Here is a 17,311-nt window from a genome sequence, read left to right as displayed (position 1 = left end):
CACTGAATGACTGCAGCCCCGGTGTTCGGAACCATTGGTCCCGAACACCGGGGCTGCACGTATTCGGCCATCAGGCCATCAGTTTCGCCGGCGCAACATGTCGTGCGCGCTCATAGAGTTCACCAGCGGCACGGTCACCCCGTGCGACCGGATGAGCTGAAACCTGGTTCGCAGAGTCGCTCTCATCGGTTTCGGGAAAGGGCGGGGCTGGGGAACGAGCCCCGCTGCAGACGCCGGCCGAACCCTCAGCCGGGAAGTAGGCGAGGCTGGGGAAGAAAGCCCGCCACAGGCGCGACGCACCAGCAGCCGGGCAAAGTCCCGGCCACAGCCAGGCCCTGGCTACACCCGCACCCAATCCCCCAGCGCGAGCCCCGGCTCGGACATGTTCTGCCGGGCCACCCGCAGATGCCCGTCCGCCCCGAGAACAGCCACCGTCACCCGACCCTCCGCGTCCAGCGCCAGCGCCGGCGCCCCCGCGAAGTCCTCGCCCGTCTCCGACCACTGGCCGCCCACCGTCTCGTCCCCGCTGGGGAAGACGGCGACAGCCGGCAGGCCGGACAGCGCGCGCTGTGCGAGGACCGTGCAGTCGTGGCCGTCGAGGGCCGTGCGGAGCGCGGCGACCGGACCGGTGCCGACGGTGCCCAGGGAAGCGCCGGCCGGCTCGTCGTCGGTCGCGTCGGCCGCGGGCAGCGCCGTGTGGAGGGCCGAATCCGCCGCCTCCCGCCAGAAGTGGGTGATCCGGTCGTCGGCGGTCGCGACGGACGCGGCCGTCGCGGGCGCCGGCTTCGCGGGGATGTTGCGCAGGCGCCGGAACGCGCCACCGGGCTCGTCCTGCTGCCAGCGCAGCACGAACTCGGCCGCGGGGGCGAGGAGTTCGGCCCGGCCGGTGGAGGTCACGGCCGCGGACATGCCGTCGAGGACGTGGCTGCCCTTCATGTCGGTCCAGGGGCCCCAGATGCCGCGGGCGTCCATGTGGCGGCCGCACACTCCGCCACCGGCGTTGCGTACGAAGACGTGGAGGCCCACGGAGTCCACGACCACCGTCGGGGCGCCGATCTGCGCCGCGCGGTCCCAGTCCTGGCCGTGGGGCGTGCCGATCGACCGCCAGTTCGTGGCCGGGCGGCCCGACTGGAGCTGTGTGGCATAGACCACCTCGGTCGCGGTCCAGTCGCCCTCGTCACCGGGGACGGTGCGGCGGCGCACGCCGACCAGATACACATAGCCCTGGTCGTTCCGCGCTATGGACAGGTGCGGGTCCAGGCCGGGTGCGGGCAGCAGCTCCGGGCCGGTCCACCCGGGCCCGCCGGGCCGGGTCTCGGTCCAGCGCGCGACACCGCCCTCGGCCGGCGCATAGGCGGTGAGACGGCCGTCCCTGCCTCGCAGTAGCCAGCCGGTTACCGGGGTGGCGGTACGCACTGCCATGTCTCGCTGCCAGCCTTTCTCGCACTCGGGCATTTCCGCACTCGGGCTCGATTGCGCGCTGCGCGGACCCCTTTTGTAGACCCTCGACAATAACATCGTGCGCGCCGCCGAATTCCGCCCGGAATTGGCGTGGGAGGCTGTCGGCATGACCCCTCTCCTCGTCGTGGACGGCGCGAATGTCGTCGGTTCGGTTCCCGACGGCTGGTGGCGCGACCGCCGCGGTGCGGCCGAGCGGCTGCGGGACCGGCTCGTCGCCCACGCGGCGGAGGGCGGCGGCGCGGGCCTGCCGCCGGGAGCCGTCGAACCAGCGCTGACGTCCCCGCCGGAGATCGTACTGGTGGTGGAGGGCGCGGCCCGCGGCGTGGCCCCGGTGCCGGGTGTCCGGGTGGCGGAGGCGGCGGGCAGCGGCGACGACCGGATCGTCCAGCTGGTGGCGGACCGGGCGCCGGGGCGGCGCTGCGTGGTCGTCACCGCGGACCGCGAACTGCGCGAGCGCGTCAAGGCCCTGGGCGCCGAGGTCACGGGGCCGCGCGCGGTGCGTCCGTAAGCCCCGCCGCCAGGGCGTAGAGGACCGCGCCGTCGGCCGTGCCCACCCGCTCGTACCCCCGGTCCAGGACCGCCCGCAGCGACGGCAGCCGGGCGGGCCCGTACGGCTTGCCGCGTGAGTCGTCGACGATGAGCGCGGGTGGGCGGCGGGCCAGTTCGTGCCGGAAGACGGGCCAGGAGCCCGGCACGCCGTACGCCTCGCCGACGTGTGAAGGGCCGCGCCCGCCGCTGTAGTTGGTGAGCAGCCCGGCGGTCAGGAAGCGCCCGGCGGGCGGGCGGTCGGCGAGCCAGTACGTCTCGGGGTGCATGCCCCAGCACAGCACGCGGGCGGTGGGCGCGGTGCGCTCGCGGACCGCGCGGGCCACCTTCAGGGTGTGCGGCAGGTCGGGCGGCTGGTCGGCGAGCCCCCAGCCCAGGAAGAACGCGCAGGAGAGGGCGGAGAGCGCGAGCGAGGTGCCCAGCGGCCGCCCGTCCAGGGCGGCCAGCGCCGAGGTGCCCAGCAGGGTGAGCGGCGGGATCAGCTGGAGGTAGTAGTGGCCGAAGAAGTGGAAACCGGTGGCGACGGCCACGGCCGAGGCGGCGAGCCACAGCCACAGCTCGGGCGGCGCGGCGCGGCGGCCCTGGAGCAGCCGGCGGCCGACCGGCAGGAGCAGCCCGGCGCAGCCCACGGCGAGGGTGCTCGTGTTGGACACCGCCTGGCCGACGGCGAGCGCGACGGCGCCTGCCGCGGAGGCGTACGTCCCGGAGCCGGTCACGGACCAGAACAGCAGCCGGGCGGGCCCGGTGGCGCAGGCGACGGCGGCGGTGGGGAGCAGCACGCCGAGGGCCAGGGCGGCGGCTCCCACGGCCCTGCGGCGCGCGGTCCACAGCAGCAGCAGGACGGGGGCGAGGACCGCTCCCCCGGTCTGTTTGGTGAGCACGGCGGCGGCGACGGCGAGTCCGGCGGCGCCCCAACGGCGGCGGTCCGCACACCACATGGCGGCCACCGTCCACGGCACCATGAACACCTCGAAGGCGGCGGCCTGGGTGTCCTCGGGGGCGAGTGCGATGGACACCAGGAGGTAGAGCGCGCCCGCCGCGCGCCCGGCCCGCTCGCCCCAGCGGCGGCGGGCGAGCGAGGCGAGCAGGACGGCGGTGAGCAGCTGGGCGAGGACCGCGAGGGCCTTCAGCGGCAGCAGCGAGCGGTCGCCGAAGAGCGCGAAGCACAGTTCGTAGAGCCAGGGCAGCACGGGTGGCTTGCGGTCGACGACGGTGCGGTAGAGGACGGCGCCGTGGGCGAGCATGCGGGCCTCGGTGGCGAGGAAGCCCTCGTCGGGGTTCCACAGGGGGCGCAGGAAGGACGGCAGCCGGGTGACGACGGCGAGGGCCGCCAGGACGGGCAGCAGGCGCGGCCAGAAGGTGTCACGGTTCCCCGGCGGGGCCACGGGCCCGCGCGGGGTCCGGGCGTGCGGTACGGGGGCGGCGGCCGGGGCGGCCGCGCGCTGCGCGACGGGCATGCGGGTCAACCTAGGGGTACGTCCTCGGGGCGGCGCGGTCCGTGGGCACCGGGCGGGCGCGTGGTCCGTGCCCGCCCGGCGGGCGCCCTCAGGGCACGCGGCTGTGCCGGCGCCCGTAGACGAAGTAGATCACGAAGCCCAGCGCCATCCAGACCGCGAACCTCAGCCAGGTCTCGGCGGTCAGGTTGAGCATCAGCCAGAGCGAGGCCAGGACGGACAGCACGGGCACCAGGGGGACGAGCGGGGTGCGGAAGGCCCGGTGCAGGTCGGGGCGGTTGCGGCGGAGGAGGATCACGCCGAGGGCGACGACGACGAAGGCGAAGAGCGTGCCGATGTTGACGAGTTCGGCGAGGACGTCGATCGAGGTGAAGCCCGCGAGCACGGAGACGACGACGCCCAGCAGGATCGTGGAGCGGTAGGGCGTGCCGTAGCGGGGGTGGACCCGGGAGAAGATCCTGGGCAGCAGCCCGTCCCGGCTCATCGCGAAGAAGACCCGGCTCTGGCCGAGCAGCAGGATCATGCAGACGGTGGTGAGGCCGACGGCCGCGCCGAAGCTGATCAGTCCGGCCCAGAAGGGGTGCCCGGTGGCCTTGAAGGCGTCGGCGAGGGGGGCGTCGGTGGAGAGCTGGTCGTAGCGCTGCATGCCGGTGACGACGACGGAGACGGCCACGTAGAGGACCGTGCAGATGGCGAGCGAGCCGAGGATGCCGCGGGGCACGTCGCGCTGCGGGTTGCGGGTCTCCTCGGCGGTGGTGGCGACGATGTCGAAGCCGATGAACGCGAAGAAGACCACGGCGGCGGCCGAGAAGATGCCCATGACGCCGAAGTTCGACGGCGCGAAGCCGAACATCAGCTGCACCAGCGGGGCCTTGATGTCGCCGCCGGCCTTGGTGCCGACGGACTGGGGGATGAACGGGTGGTAGTTGGCGCCGGTGATGAAGAAGGCCCCGACGACGATCACGATCAGGACGACGGTGACCTTGATGGCGACGACGACGGTCGTCACCCGGGAGGACAGTTTCATCCCGAGGACCAGGATCGCGGTGAGCACGAGGACGAGCGCGCAGGCGAGGACGTCGAAGCCGAAGCGGCCCGCGTGGGTGCCCTGGAGGCTCGTCGGCAGGTGCCAGCCCGCGTTGTCCAGCAGCGAGCGGATGTAGCCGGACCAGCCGACGGCGACGACCGCGCAGCCCAGGGCCAGCTCCAGGATGAGGTCCCAGCCGATGATCCAGGCGGGCAGCTCGCCGAGGGAGGCGTACGAGAAGGTGTACGCGGACCCGGCGACCGGCACGGTGGAGGCGAACTCCGCGTAGCAGAGCGCGGCGAGCCCGCAGACGACGCCCGCGAGGACGAACGCGAGGGCCACCGAGGGGCCCGCGTTCTCCTTGGCGACCTTGCCGGTGAGCACGAAGATGCCCGTGCCGATGACGACGCCGACGCCGAACACGGTGAGGTCGAGGGCGGTCAGGGACTTCCGGAGCACGTGCTCGGGCTCCTCGGTGTCCTGGATGCACCGCTCCACCGTCTTGGTCCGGAAGACGCCGCGCCTTCCGGGGCTGTTCCTGAGGGGTTGTTCCGTACTCATCGGCCCACCTCCTGCTCGACCCGTCGCTCATCCGTGAACTGAGCGAGTGTCCGCGATGTTCGGGCCCACGCGGGGTCGGGCCCGGCCACCGTCGTCAGGATTCACCCGATGGGACGCGCCCCGCGGTATGCGGACGGGGCGCGTTTCCACTCGGATAGGTGGGTAGTGCGTTCGAGGACCGAGGTCCGGGGAGGGTGCCTAAGCGCTCCGCTGGAAGTCCGGTGCGTCATCTGCGGGCGCGTCGTGGCTGGTCGCGCAGTTCCCCGCGCCCCTTTGGGGCGGCACCGAACCGCATCGGACTTCGCCAGGCCCGCTCAGTCGCGCACCGGCTCCGCGGCCGGCTCCGCCTCCTCGTAACGGCCGTCGATCTTCGACACCAGCCCCGTCACCTGGCGCGCGATGTCCGGCGCGGTCAGCCCGATCTCCGCCATGACCTCCTTGCGCGACGCGTGGTCCAGGAAGCGCGGCGGGATGCCGAAGTCGCGCAGCGGCAGGTCGACGTCCGCGTCGCGCAGCGCCTGGGCGACGGCCGAACCGACGCCGCCCACACGGCTGTTGTCCTCGACGGTGACCACGACCCGGTGCCGCGCGGCGAGCCCCGGCAGGGCCTCGTCGACGGGCTTGACCCAGCGCGGGTCGACGACGGTCGAGGAGATGCCCTGCTGGTCGAGCAGGGCGGCGATCTCCAGGCACATGGGGGCGAGGGCGCCCACGGAGACGATCAGGACGTCGGGAGTGGGGGTACCTCCCATGCCGTTCAGGCTATGGGGGACGGTGCCGGCGGCGGGCTCGCGCAGGACGTCCATGCCGCCGATCCGGCCGACGGCCTCGACGGCGGGGCCGACCGCGCCCTTGGAGTAGCGCACGACGGTCGGCGCGTCCTTGACCTCGACGGCCTCGCGCAGCTGGGCGCGGACCTGGTCGGCGTCGCGCGGGGCGGCGATGCGCAGGGTCGGGACGACCTGGAGGATGGACATGTCCCACATGCCGTTGTGGGAGGCGCCGTCGGTGCCGGTGACCCCGGCCCGGTCCAGGACGAAGGTGACGCCGCACTTGTGCAGGGCCACGTCCATCAGCACCTGGTCGAAGGCGCGGTTGAGGAACGTCGCGTAGACCGCGAAGACCGGGTGCAGGCCGCCCGTCGCCAGCCCGGCCGCCGAGGTCGCCGCGTGCTGCTCGGCGATCCCCACGTCGTAGACGCGGTCGGGGAACGCCTTGGCGAACTTCTCCAGGCCGACCGGCTGGAGCATCGCCGCGGTGATCGCGACGATGTCCTCGCGCTCGCGGCCGAGCTCGACCATCTCGTCGCCGAAGACGGAGGTCCAGTCGGCGCCGCCCGAGGAGACCGGGAGGCCGGTGTCGGGGTGGATGACGCCGATGCCGTGGAAGCGGTCGCCCTCGTGCTGCTCGGCGGGCTTGTAGCCGCGGCCCTTCTGGGTGAGGCAGTGCACGATGACGGGGCCGCCGAAGCGCTTGGCGCGCTGGAGGGCGGACTCGAGGGCCTCGATGTCGTGGCCGTCGATCGGGCCGATGTACTTCAGGCCCAGGTCCTCGAACATGCCCTGCGGGGCGATGAAGTCCTTGAGGCCCTTCTTGGCGCCGTGCAGCGTCTCGTAGAGCGGCTTGCCGAGGACCGGGGTGCGCTCCAGCAGGTCCTTGCCGCGGGCCAGGAAGCGCTCGTAGCCGTCGGTGGTGCGGAGCGTGGCCAGGTGGTTGGCGAGGCCGCCGATGGTCGGGGCGTAGGAGCGCTCGTTGTCGTTGACGACGATGACCAGCGGGCGGTCCTTGGCCACGGCGATGTTGTTGAGCGCCTCCCAGGCCATGCCGCCGGTCAGCGCGCCGTCACCGATGACGGCGACGACGTGGTCGCCGGACCGGCGGACCTGGTTGGCCTTGGCGAGGCCGTCGGCCCAGCCGAGGACGGTGGAGGCGTGGCTGTTCTCGATGACGTCGTGCTCGGACTCGGCGCGCGAGGGGTAGCCGGACAGGCCGTCCTTGGCGCGCAGCCTGGAGAAGTCCTGGCGGCCGGTGAGCAGCTTGTGCACGTAGCTCTGGTGCCCGGTGTCGAAGAGGACCTTGTCCTTCGGCGACTCGAAGACCCGGTGCAGGGCGATGGTGAGCTCGACCACGCCGAGGTTGGGGCCGAGGTGGCCGCCGGTCCTGGCCACGGCGTCGACGAGGAAGGAGCGGATCTCCGCGGCCAGCCGGTCGAGCTGCTCCGGGCTCAGCCGGTCCAGATCGCGCGGTCCCCTGATGCGGGTCAGCAGCGCCACCCGTGCCTCCTTCATCGAGCTGTACGAGCCTGTCGAGCTTGCCGGTCTGTCGAGTCTAATGTTCCGCCCGCGATGGCGGTGAACGGGTGGTGCGAGCTAAGTCACGCGATCGGCGTAGCAAGGTCACAAACCGCCCGAAAAGACGGCCGGGGACAAGCGACCGGATCAAGGGATTCCGCCCTATCGGCCCCTTTCCGCCCCGTGGCGGCACGGCGGCGGGCCGATACCGCCGATAGGAAGCCTTTGCTGTTCGCTCGGTTGTTCCTTGGGAACGGGCGTCGCTACGTTCGACGCGTGCCACCACCCACCGGGGTGGCGTTTTTCCGAGGGGGGATTTGTCATGCACTCGACATTTCCCATGGAATCGGCGACCTCGTCGGCACCTCCTCGGCCTCTTCCGTTCACGGGCGACATCCGACCCCCCATGGAGGGCTGTTCCGTGCAAGCCAAGAGACGGCAGACGAAGAGATCCTTCCGCTCCAGACGGCCGGCGGGCCGTGCCACCACCGCGCTGCTCTCGCTCGCGGCACTCGTCACCGGCGGCCTGATAGCCGCCTCCCCGGCCGCCACCGCGGCCCCGCACACCGCCACCGCCGCCCACACCAAGCGGCTCTGTTCCCAGGCCACCGCGCCCGGCAGGATGGCCTGCCTCGCCCTGGCCCGTACGGACGTCCGGCAGCACCGGGGCATCGCGGCGGACATCACGCCCTCCGGCTACGGCCCGGGCGACCTCCGCAGCGCGTACGCCCTGCCGGCCGGCGCGGGCTCCGGCACCACCGTGGCCGTCGTCGACGCCTACGACGACCCCAACGCGGAAGCGGACCTGGCCACCTACCGCTCGCAGTACGGCCTGCCCGCGTGCACCACCGCCAACGGCTGCTTCAAGAAGGCCGACCAGAACGGCGGAACCTCCTACCCGACGGCCGACTCCGGCTGGGCCGGGGAGATCTCGCTCGACGTCGACATGGTCAGCGCCGTCTGCCCGCAGTGCCACATCCTGCTGGTCGAGGCGAACAGCGCGAGCATGGACGACCTCGGCGCCGCGGTGAACCGCGCCGTGACCATGGGCGCCAAATACGTCTCCAACAGCTACGGCGGCAACGAGGACGCGACCGACCCGACATCCGACTCCTCCTACTTCGACCACCCCGGCGTCGCGATCACCGTCAGCTCCGGCGACAGCGGCTACGGCGTCGAGTACCCCGCGGCCTCGCGGTTCGTGACCGCGGTGGGCGGCACCTCGCTCAGCCGGTCGGGCACCGCGCGCGGCTGGACCGAATCGGTGTGGGGATCGAGCGCGGGCGGCCAGGGCGCCGGTTCCGGCTGCTCCGCCTACGACGACAAGCCCGCCTGGCAGCACGACACCGGCTGCGCGAAGCGGACCGTCGCGGACGTCTCGGCCGTCGCCGACCCCGCCACCGGGCTCGCGGTCTACGACACGTACCAGGCGGGCGGCTGGAACATCTACGGCGGCACCAGCGCCTCCTCGCCCATCATCGCCGCGGTCTACGCCCTCGCGGGCACGCCCGCCGCGGGCAGCTACCCGGCCTCGTACCCCTACGCGCACGCCTCCGCGCTCAACGACGTCACCAGCGGCGCCAACGGCAGCTGCAGCCCGTCCTACCTGTGCACCGCGGGCACCGGCTACGACGGCCCGACCGGACTCGGCACCCCCAACGGCACCGGCGCCTTCGTCTCCTCCTCGACCGGTGGCAACACCGTCTCGGTGAGCAGCCCCGGCGACCAGACCGGCACGGTCGGCACGGCCGTCTCCCTGCCGGTCAGGGCCACCGACTCCGACGCCGCCCAGTCCCTCGCCTACAGCGCCACCGGGCTGCCCGCCGGGCTGTCGATCGACGCGAGGACCGGCGTCATCAGCGGCACGCCGACCACCCCCGGCACGTCGAACGTCACGGTGACCGCCCAGGACAGCACCAAGGCCACCGGGAGCGCGTCCTTCGCCTGGACCGTCAACGCGACGGGCGGCGGCTGCACAGCGGCCCAGCTGCTGGGCAACGCGGGCTTCGAGACCGGTACGGCCGCGCCGTGGAGCGCCACCTCGGGCGTGATCGACAACAGCGCGTCACAGCCCGCGCACTCCGGCTCCTGGAAGGCCTGGCTCGACGGCTACGGCAGCGCCCACACCGACACGCTCGCGCAGACCGTGACCATCCCGGCGGGCTGCCACGCCAAGCTCAGCTTCTGGCTGCACGTCGACACGAAGGAGACGGGGAGCACGGCCTACGACACGCTGACGCTGCAGGCGGGGACGGCGAAGCTGGGCAGCTGGTCGAACCTCGACAGCGGCAGTGGCTATGCGCAGAAGTCCTTCGACGTCTCCGCGTACGCGGGCAAGACGGTGACGTTCACCTTCACCGGCACGGAGGACTCGTCGCTCGCGACGGATTTCGTCATCGATGACACGGCGGTGAATGTGAGCTGAGGAGGGTGGGGCGGGATCTTTCCCCGATCCCGCCCCTTCCCGAAACCAGGGCTCCGCCCCGGACCCCGGTCCTCAATCGCCGGACGGGCTGAATTCAGCCCGTCCGGCGATTGAGGACAGAAGCCGCACCCCACTTCGGGGCACCCATCGCGCTACGCGCGCCCCGCGCTGCGCTGCGTGCGGCGCGACACCGAGTCGATCACGACCGCGGCCAGCAGCACCGCACCGGTGATCATGTACTGGACCGCCGACGCGATCCCCAGCAGCGCCATCCCCGACGCGATGGACTGGATGACGAGGACGCCCAACAGGGCGGACCACGTCTTGCCCCGGCCGCCGAAGAGGCTCGTGCCGCCGATGACGGCCGCCGCGATGGCGTTCATCAGCAGGCTGCCCGCCCCGGAGGACTGGTTCGCGGCATTGATCTGCGAGGCCAGGAACATCCCGCCGAGCGCCGCCATCGTCCCGGAGAGCGCGAAGACCGAGATGCGGATCGCCGAGACATTGATGCCCGCCCGGCGGGCCGCCTCGACGCTGCCGCCGAGCGCGAAGATCTTGCGCCCGTACGAGGTGCGGCGCAGCACGAAGTCGAGGGCGACCACGACCCCGAGGAAGATCACCACGGCCAGCGGCAGGCCCTTGTACTGGTTGAACAGCCAGGCCACCACATAGGCGGGCACCGCCAGCGCCACCGTGCGCAGGACGATCTCGCTGAGCGGCCTGCTGGGGACGCCCGCCGCCTCGCGGCGCCTGCTGTCGCGGAAGGACAGCAGGAAGAACGCGGCCACGCTCAGGGTCGCCAGGCCGTAGGCCGCGGAGATGTCGGTGAAGTAGTGGTTGGTGAGGTCGGCGACGAGCCCGGTGTCGTCGAGGTTGATGGTGCCGTTGGAGCCGAGCACCTGGAGCATCAGGCCGTTCCAGCCGAGCAGGCCGGCCAGGGTCACCACGAACGCGGGCACGCCGATCCGGGCGAAGAAGAAGCCGTGCAGCGCGCCGATCACCGCGCCCGAGAGGATCGCGAGCACCAACGCGAGCCATTCGGGCATGCCGTGGTTCACGTTGAGCACGGCGAACACGGCGGCGGCCAGACCGCTCACGGAGCCCACGGACAGGTCGATCTCGCCGAGGATCAGGACGAAGACGATGCCGACCGCGATCAGACCCGTACCGGCCGCGGTGACGAAGAGGTTGGAGAGGTTCTCCGCGCCCAGGAAGGCCGAGTCCCGGAGCTGGAAGACGATGGCGATGATGATCAGCCCGACCACCACGGGCAGCGAGCCCAGCTCACCGCTGCGCAGCTTGCGGCCGAACTCGCTCCAGTAGCCGGCGAAACCTTCCTGCCTGACCAGCAGGCGGGGGTCGACGGCGGTGACGGCGCCCTCGGCGGGTGCCTGGCCGTTGCCGTCGGCGGGCTCGGTGCCCCGGGACTCGGACGGATTCGTGCTCACTGGTTCCCCTCCGCGGTCTCGCTGTCGCCCTCGCCCTGCCGACGTGCCTCACGGCGGGTGACAGCGTTGTCGTTGGCACCGGTGATGGCGGAGATGATCTCTTCCTGGGAGGTGGCGCGCACCTCGAAGGTGCCGTTGTTGCAGCCGAGGCGGAGCACCGCGACCCGGTCGGCGACGGCTCGCACGTCGGCCATGTTGTGGCTGATGAGGATGACGCCGAGGCCGCGCTCCCGCAGCCGTTCGACGAGGTCGAGGACCTGCGCGGTCTGCTCGACGCCCAGCGCCGCGGTGGGCTCGTCGAGGATGACGACCTTGGGCTCGCCCAGCAGCGAGCGGGCGATGGCGACGGTCTGCCGCTGCCCGCCGGAGAGCGAGGCGACAGGGATACGGACACTGGGGATCCGGATGGACAGGGTGGCGAGCAGCTCGCGGGCGCGGCGCTCCATCTCGACCTCGTCGAGCACCCCGGCGCGGACAATCTCCCGGCCGAGGAAGAGGTTGCCGACGACATCGAGGTTGTCGCACAGCGCGAGATCCTGGTAGACCGTCGCGATACCCAGCTCCTGGGCGGTGTGCGGCCGGTCGACGGTGACCGGCCGCCCTTCCCACTCGATCACACCGTCGTCGGCGGGACCGACCCCGGCAATGGCCTTGACCAGAGTCGACTTACCGGCACCGTTGTCACCGACCAGGGCGACCACCTCACCGCAACGGATCTCCAGCTCCACATCGGTGAGCGCCTGGACGGCACCGAACCGCTTGGAGATCCCGCGCAACGCCAGCACGGGCGTAGCGGACACGTTCATCATCTCCTTCACCGCCTTCAACGGCGGGACGCTGGGGCTTACTTCAGTCCGGCCTTGTCGCACTGCGCCTTGTACTTCGCGGTGCAGATCTCGTCCAGGTTGAAGAAGCCCTCCTTGCCGACGTACTGGGCGATGTCGGGCTTGGTGAGGGCGAAGGGGGTGACGATGACGGAGGGGATCTTCTTCTCGGAGCCGCTGTCCACGGTGGACTTGGCGATGCCGTCGAGCTTCTTGCCCTGGGCGAGGGCGACGGCCATCTCGGCGGCGGCGTCGGCCTCGGGCTTGTACGGCTTGTAGACGCTCATGAACTGCTCGTCCGCCAGGATGCGCTGGACCGCGGAGAGCTCGGCGTCCTGGCCGGTCACCGGCGGCAGCTTGTCGAAGCCCGCGCTCTTGAGGGCGGTGATGATGCCGCCCGCCATGCCGTCGTTGGCGGAGTAGATGCCGACGATCTTGTCCTTGCCGAGCGAGGAGATGGCGCCCTTCATGTTCTCGTTGGCGTTCTCCGGCTTCCACTCCTTGGTGTCGTACTCCTTGCCGATCGTGACCTTCCCGTCGAGCACGGAGTGGGCGCCGTCCTTGTACATCTTGGCGTTGGGGTCGGTGACGGAACCGTTCATCATGACGATGTCGCCCTTGGAGGCGTTGTCGCCCAGCTCCTTCAGCAGCGATTCGCCCTGGATCTTCCCGACACGCTCGTTGTCCACGGAGGTGTACGCCTTGATGGGGCCCTCGGCCAGCCGGTCGTAGGCGACGACGGGAATTCCCTTGTCGTTCGCCTTCTTCACCGAGCTCGCTATCGACTTCGCGTCCACCGGGTCCACGATCAGCGCGTCGACCTTTTTGGTGATCATTGTGTCGACCTGCTGCTGCTGGACCGACGCGTCCTGCTTGGCGTTCTCGTAGAGGACCGTCGTCTGCGTGCCCGCGAGTTCCTTGATCTTCTTCTCGATCAGCGGCTTGTCGAACCGCTCGTAGCGGGCGGTCTGGTTCTCCGGCAGAAGGAGGCCGATGGTCAGCGAGCCCTTCGATTCCTTCTTGTTCCCGCCACCGGCTTGCTTGGCGCTGCCACAGGCGGCGAGACCCGCTGCCATCGAGACGGCCGCCACGGCCACGGCAGCACGCCGCAGATGCGTGTTCACTTGCAGATACCTCCCTGACGAGGCCGCGTCGTTGCGGCCGAGGTGGCTGGAAGTCAACTCGGCCCCCAAGGGGGCGTCAAGAAGTAAATCCTTAACGAGATGGCAACGATGCCATTCGTTATCTGCGTGAACTCAAGATACGTGCGCGGCGTGCCGTCTGAAAACGCTGACGGCCGTCAGGACGGCACCGGGGCGTCCGCCGGCCGGGAATCGTCCAGCAGCGTCGAATCGCCCATCTCGCTCAGGACGAGCGCCAGCGCGCCCAGCACCTCGGCCCGGCCGCCCAGCGCGCCGGGCACGACCTCCAACTGCCGTGCGGCGCTGGGGATCGCGTACCGCGAGACGGATTCCCGGATCGGTGCGAGCACCAGCTCGCCGGAGTCCGCGAGATCGCCGCCGAGCACGACACGGCTGGGGTTGAGGAGGTTGCAGAGGTTGGCCACGCCGCTGCCGATGTGCCGGCCGACGTCCCCGATCACCCGTCGGCAGCCCGGGTCGCCCGCGCGCGAGCTCCACCATGCGGGCGACGGTCAGATCGGTGCCGTGGGCCGAATGGAGCAGGGGCAGCACATAGCGGGCCGCGGTGAAGGTCTCCAGGCAGCCGCGGTTGCCGCACCGGCAGACCGGGCCCGCCTCGTCCAGCGTGATGTGCCCGATCTCGCCGGCGGTGCCGCCCGGGCCCCGGTAGATCTGCCCGTTGATCACCAGGCCGGCGCCCACGCCGCTGGCGACCTTGATGTACGCGAGGTCGGTCGCGCCCCGGCCCGCGCCCCAGACCAGCTCGCCGAGGGCGCCGAGGTTGGCGTCGTTGTCGACGTAGACGGGCACGCCGATCCGGGCCGCGAGGTCGTCGCGGGGGTTGGTGCCCGCCCAGCCCGGCAGGATCGCGGTCGAGCCCAGGGTGCCGGAGGCGACGTCGATCGGGCCCGGCACGCCCAGGCCCACCCCGACGATCTTGGCGGGGTTGATGCCCGCCTCCTTGATCAGCCGCTTGACCAGGTGCTCGGCCCGGTCCAGGCCCTGCGCGGCGGAGGCGTCCACATCCAGCGGCTCGGCGTCCTCGGCCAGCACCCGGTGCGCGAGGTTGCCGACGGCCACCCTCAGGTGGGTGTGCCCGAAGTCGACCCCCACGACGATCCCGGCGTCACCGGACAGGGAGACGCTGCGGGCCCGGCGCCCGCCGGAGGAGGTGGGGGTGACCTCGACCGTGCCGCCGTCCTTCAGCTCCCGCACGATGTTGGAGACCGTGGCCGCCGACAGGCCCGTGGCGCGGGCGATCTCCGCCTGGGTGAGCGAGCCCGCCATGCGCACGGCACGCACGACCCGCTCCAGGTTGGCCCGGTGCAGCGACGACTGCGACCCCGGAGTCTCCACGCCCATTCACTCCCGCCTCGCCGGGTACGGCACGACCGCCGCCCCGCGGCCGGGCCACAGCACTGGAGCCCAGCCATCCGTACAACATATGAACTCTAAGCTGAGCTGTCCGGGGTAACTCCCGTCAAGGCCTCGAACCCTATCGAGCTCCCGGGCCCGGAGGCCGGGCGGGCCGGTGCCCGTCCAGGGCGCCGGACTTCACGGCCCGCAGCAGGGCCGCCCAGGCGCCGGGTGCGGGCGTCAGCACGGTACGCGGCCGGTCACTCTCCCGGAAGCGCGGCCCGCCGGGTCCGGCGGCCGCCTCCAGGCACTCCTGGCCGCCGCCGCTGCCGGAGAACCGGGACCGCTGCCACCGGAGCGGGGTGGCGGGCGCCGCGGGGCGCCGGGCGGTCACGCCCGTACCGCCAACTTCTTGATCATGACCAGTGAGGGGGCCGGGTCGAGCGCGAGGGAGCGCAGCGAGTCGAAGAGCGCCCGGTAGCGCCGGACGTCCTCCTCGCGGTCCAGATAGGCGGCCGCGGCGAGGCTGTCCGTCATCACCACGTCCATCCCGGACGCGAGCAGTCCGTAGACGACGAACGGCCCGTCCAGTCCGCCGTGCACGCCCGCGTCGAACGGCAGCACCTGGATCCGCGCCCGCTTGCCCTCCACGAGGCCGACGAGGTGTCCCAGCTGGCCCCGCATCACCTCCGGCCCGCCGACGCTGCCGCGCAGCGCCGCCTCGTAGACCACCGCGGTGAGCTCGGGGGCGTCCGGCTTGTCGAGCACCGCCTGCCGGGTGGTACGGGCCGCCACGCACCGCTCGGTCCCGGCGTCGTCGTAACCGTGCCTGCCGCCCTTGAACAGCGCGCGCATATAGCCGGGGGTCTGCAGGAGGCCGGGCACGAGCACGGTCTGCCAGACCTGGACGGAGACGGCCTTGGACTCCAGGTGCGCAAGGTCGGCGATGCCGGGGAAGGCGCTCACGTAGTGGTTCCACCAGCCCTGGCGGCGGCCCTCGCGGGCCAGGTCCACCAGCGACTCGACCAGCGCCCGATCGGTCACCCCGTAGGCCTTCAGCAGACCACGTAGCTCGAACGGGCGAATCCCGTTGGTGCCGGTCTCGATGCGGCTGATCTTGGCTTGTCCGCACTCCAGCGCCTCTGCGGCATCTTCACCTGACATACCCGCCGCTTCACGGAGCTTACGGAGCTCCGCACCGAGGCGCTTCTGGCGGATAGTTGGGGGCTTCTGCGGCATGACAATCCTCCCTTCCTTTGGGCAGAGAGTCTGCCTGCACACACCCGGTGAGCACAGTCACTCACAGGGACGAAAGCCCACCGAATTTATGCACTCGCGGTCGATCCCATCCCACTCTTGAAGCCACCCCCCGAACGGAGCCCGCAATGTGCGAGGACCCTCAACTGGCCACCGCCGACTGGTGGTACACACTCCGGATCCCTGCCCAGCCCTGGATGATCGGCATCGTGCGCAGCTCTCTCCGGCTCGCGCTGCAACAGCACGGGCGCCTCGACCTCGCCGACACCGCCTGTCTGTTGGTCACGGAACTGGTCACCAATGGCGTGGTGCACACCAAATCCCCGGTGACCGTGGACCTCAGCTGCCGCTCGCGCATCCTGCGCGTCGATGTGCACGACACCAGCCCCGAGGTCCCGGCCCGCGTCAACGCGGGCTGGGACGACGAGTCGGGCCGCGGGCTCACCCTCATCGACAGCTGCGCGAGGGCCTGGGGCGTCCGCCCGGCCGCGCAGGGCCCCGGCAAGGCGGTCTGGTTCACGCTCCACTGACCGTCCGGCCCGGTGGCGGCACCCCGCGCCCGTCCGTACGCCCGCGCGCGCCGTCGGCGGCTATTTCAGCGCGCCCGCCGTCAGGCCCGCCTGCACCTGCCGCTGGAAGAGGAAATAGACGACGAGGACCGGCAGCATGGCGATCACCATGCCCGCCATCAGACCGCCCCAGTCCCCGTCGTAGCCCTGCTGGAGGGCGATCTGGGCGAGGCCCTGCGTCAGGACGTAATGGTGCTCGTTCTGATTGAGGACCATGGGCAGGAGGTACTGGTTCCACTGGCCCAGGAAATTGAAGATGCCGATGCTGATCAGGCCCGGCTTGGCCATCGGGAGCATGACCTGGAAGAACGTCCGGGTGTGCGAGGCCCCGTCGATCATCGCGGCCTCGGCGACCGAGGTCGGCAACGTACGGAAGAAGGCCGTCATGAAGAAGACGGTGAAGGGCAGCGAGAAGGCGATGTAGACCAGGATCAGCCCGGGGTATGTCGCCAGCAGGGTCACTCCGGGAAAGTCGCGCAGCACGAAGAACAGCGGAATGACCAGCATGAAGACCGGGAAGGACATCCCGGCCACGAAAAGGTAGTAGATGAAGCGGTTGCCGGGGAAGGAGAAGCGGGCCAGCACATAGCCCGCCATCGAGCCGAGCACCATCGTCCCGATGACCGAACAGCCCACGACGATGATGGTGTTGCCGAAATACCGGCCGATGTTGGCCCGTTCCCAGGCGTGCGCCCAGTTCTCGAAGTGGAACGAGCGCGGCAGCGACCAGGGCGAGCCGAGGATGTCACCGCTGCTCTTGAAGGAACTCCACAGCACCCAGATCAGTGGCAGACCCACCATGAGCGCCCAGACGATGAGAATGCCGTGCGAGAAGACGTTGAGCACCGCGCCCTCCGGGCGGCGGCGCCACCTCTCCCGGCCGCCCCGCCGCTCGGCCGCGGCCGTTTCCTTCGCGGGTACCGCGCCTGCTTCCGTCGTCATTCGTCGTA

13 protein-coding genes and 1 pseudogene are annotated in these 17,311 nt (G+C 71.2%); 3 read left to right on the top strand and 11 right to left on the bottom strand.

Annotation, left to right across the window (positions count from 1 at the left end; genetic code table 11):
* Positions 1–339: 339 nt before the first annotated feature.
* Complete coding sequence (locus DXZ73_RS31815; protein ID WP_116214424.1) at positions 340–1,422, bottom strand: hypothetical protein; 1,083 nt, start codon at positions 1,420–1,422, stop codon at positions 340–342.
* A 145-nt stretch (positions 1,423–1,567) separates the two neighbouring features.
* On the opposite strand from DXZ73_RS31815, the gene DXZ73_RS31810 reads away from it, so the two are divergent.
* A complete protein-coding gene (locus tag DXZ73_RS31810; protein WP_116214423.1) occupies positions 1,568–1,969 on the top strand; it encodes an NTP pyrophosphohydrolase in 402 nt (133 codons plus the stop codon).
* Here the strand turns inward: DXZ73_RS31810 and DXZ73_RS31805 are convergent.
* The 3 genes from DXZ73_RS31805 to dxs all read right to left on the bottom strand — a co-directional run bounded on the left by DXZ73_RS31805 (position 1,941) and on the right by dxs (position 7,322).
* Positions 1,941–3,464, bottom strand: a complete 1,524-nt coding sequence (locus DXZ73_RS31805) for an ArnT family glycosyltransferase (protein WP_116214422.1) — start codon at positions 3,462–3,464, stop codon at positions 1,941–1,943. The two genes, DXZ73_RS31810 and DXZ73_RS31805, sit on opposite strands and share 29 nt — an antisense overlap.
* Before the next feature lie 88 nt (positions 3,465–3,552).
* Complete coding sequence (locus DXZ73_RS31800; protein ID WP_116214421.1) at positions 3,553–5,049, bottom strand: amino acid permease; 1,497 nt, start codon at positions 5,047–5,049, stop codon at positions 3,553–3,555.
* A 314-nt stretch (positions 5,050–5,363) separates the two neighbouring features.
* Positions 5,364–7,322: a 1-deoxy-D-xylulose-5-phosphate synthase gene (gene dxs / locus DXZ73_RS31795; RefSeq protein ID WP_116214420.1), complete on the bottom strand. Its 1,959-nt coding sequence runs from the start codon at positions 7,320–7,322 to the stop codon at positions 5,364–5,366.
* Between the two features lie 439 nt (positions 7,323–7,761).
* On the opposite strand from dxs, the gene DXZ73_RS31790 reads away from it, so the two are divergent.
* Complete coding sequence (locus DXZ73_RS31790) at positions 7,762–9,765, top strand: putative Ig domain-containing protein (protein ID WP_338059147.1); 2,004 nt, start codon at positions 7,762–7,764, stop codon at positions 9,763–9,765.
* Between the two features lie 152 nt (positions 9,766–9,917).
* On the opposite strand, the gene DXZ73_RS31785 is transcribed toward DXZ73_RS31790, so the two are convergent.
* From DXZ73_RS31785 to DXZ73_RS31760, 6 genes and pseudogenes are all read right to left on the bottom strand, one after another.
* Positions 9,918–11,213: a sugar ABC transporter permease gene (locus DXZ73_RS31785; protein WP_116214418.1), complete on the bottom strand. Its 1,296-nt coding sequence runs from the start codon at positions 11,211–11,213 to the stop codon at positions 9,918–9,920.
* Positions 11,210–12,022: an ATP-binding cassette domain-containing protein gene (locus DXZ73_RS31780; RefSeq protein ID WP_116215997.1), complete on the bottom strand. Its 813-nt coding sequence runs from the start codon at positions 12,020–12,022 to the stop codon at positions 11,210–11,212. Before DXZ73_RS31780 ends, DXZ73_RS31785 begins: the two co-directional genes overlap by 4 nt.
* Before the next feature lie 35 nt (positions 12,023–12,057).
* On the bottom strand, positions 12,058–13,161 hold the full coding sequence (locus DXZ73_RS31775; protein ID WP_205519267.1) for a substrate-binding domain-containing protein: 1,104 nt from the start codon (positions 13,159–13,161) through the stop codon (positions 12,058–12,060).
* A 176-nt stretch (positions 13,162–13,337) separates the two neighbouring features.
* Positions 13,338–14,535 (bottom strand): annotated as a pseudogene (locus DXZ73_RS31770) (ROK family transcriptional regulator).
* A gap of 139 nt (positions 14,536–14,674) precedes the next feature.
* A complete protein-coding gene (locus tag DXZ73_RS31765; protein WP_116214417.1) occupies positions 14,675–14,929 on the bottom strand; it encodes a DUF397 domain-containing protein in 255 nt (84 codons plus the stop codon).
* Positions 14,926–15,774, bottom strand: a complete 849-nt coding sequence (locus tag DXZ73_RS31760; RefSeq protein ID WP_116214416.1) for a helix-turn-helix domain-containing protein — start codon at positions 15,772–15,774, stop codon at positions 14,926–14,928. The genes DXZ73_RS31765 and DXZ73_RS31760 overlap by 4 nt, the downstream gene beginning before the upstream one ends.
* Positions 15,775–15,920: 146 nt before the next feature.
* Between DXZ73_RS31760 and DXZ73_RS31755 the strand changes: the two genes are divergently transcribed.
* On the top strand, positions 15,921–16,322 hold the full coding sequence (locus DXZ73_RS31755) for an ATP-binding protein (RefSeq protein WP_116214415.1): 402 nt from the start codon (positions 15,921–15,923) through the stop codon (positions 16,320–16,322).
* Positions 16,323–16,382: 60 nt separating this feature from the next.
* On the opposite strand, the gene DXZ73_RS31750 is transcribed toward DXZ73_RS31755, so the two are convergent.
* Complete coding sequence (locus tag DXZ73_RS31750; RefSeq protein ID WP_116214414.1) at positions 16,383–17,303, bottom strand: carbohydrate ABC transporter permease; 921 nt, start codon at positions 17,301–17,303, stop codon at positions 16,383–16,385.
* Between the last annotated feature and the right edge of the window lie 8 nt (positions 17,304–17,311).

Source organism: Streptoverticillium olivoreticuli subsp. olivoreticuli (assembly GCF_003391135.1).
In the GTDB taxonomy this organism is placed as follows: Bacteria; Actinomycetota; Actinomycetes; order Streptomycetales; family Streptomycetaceae; genus Streptomyces; species Streptomyces blastmyceticus.
Note: the sequence above shows the minus strand (reverse complement) of the source record. Positions and strands in the feature narration are given on the sequence as shown.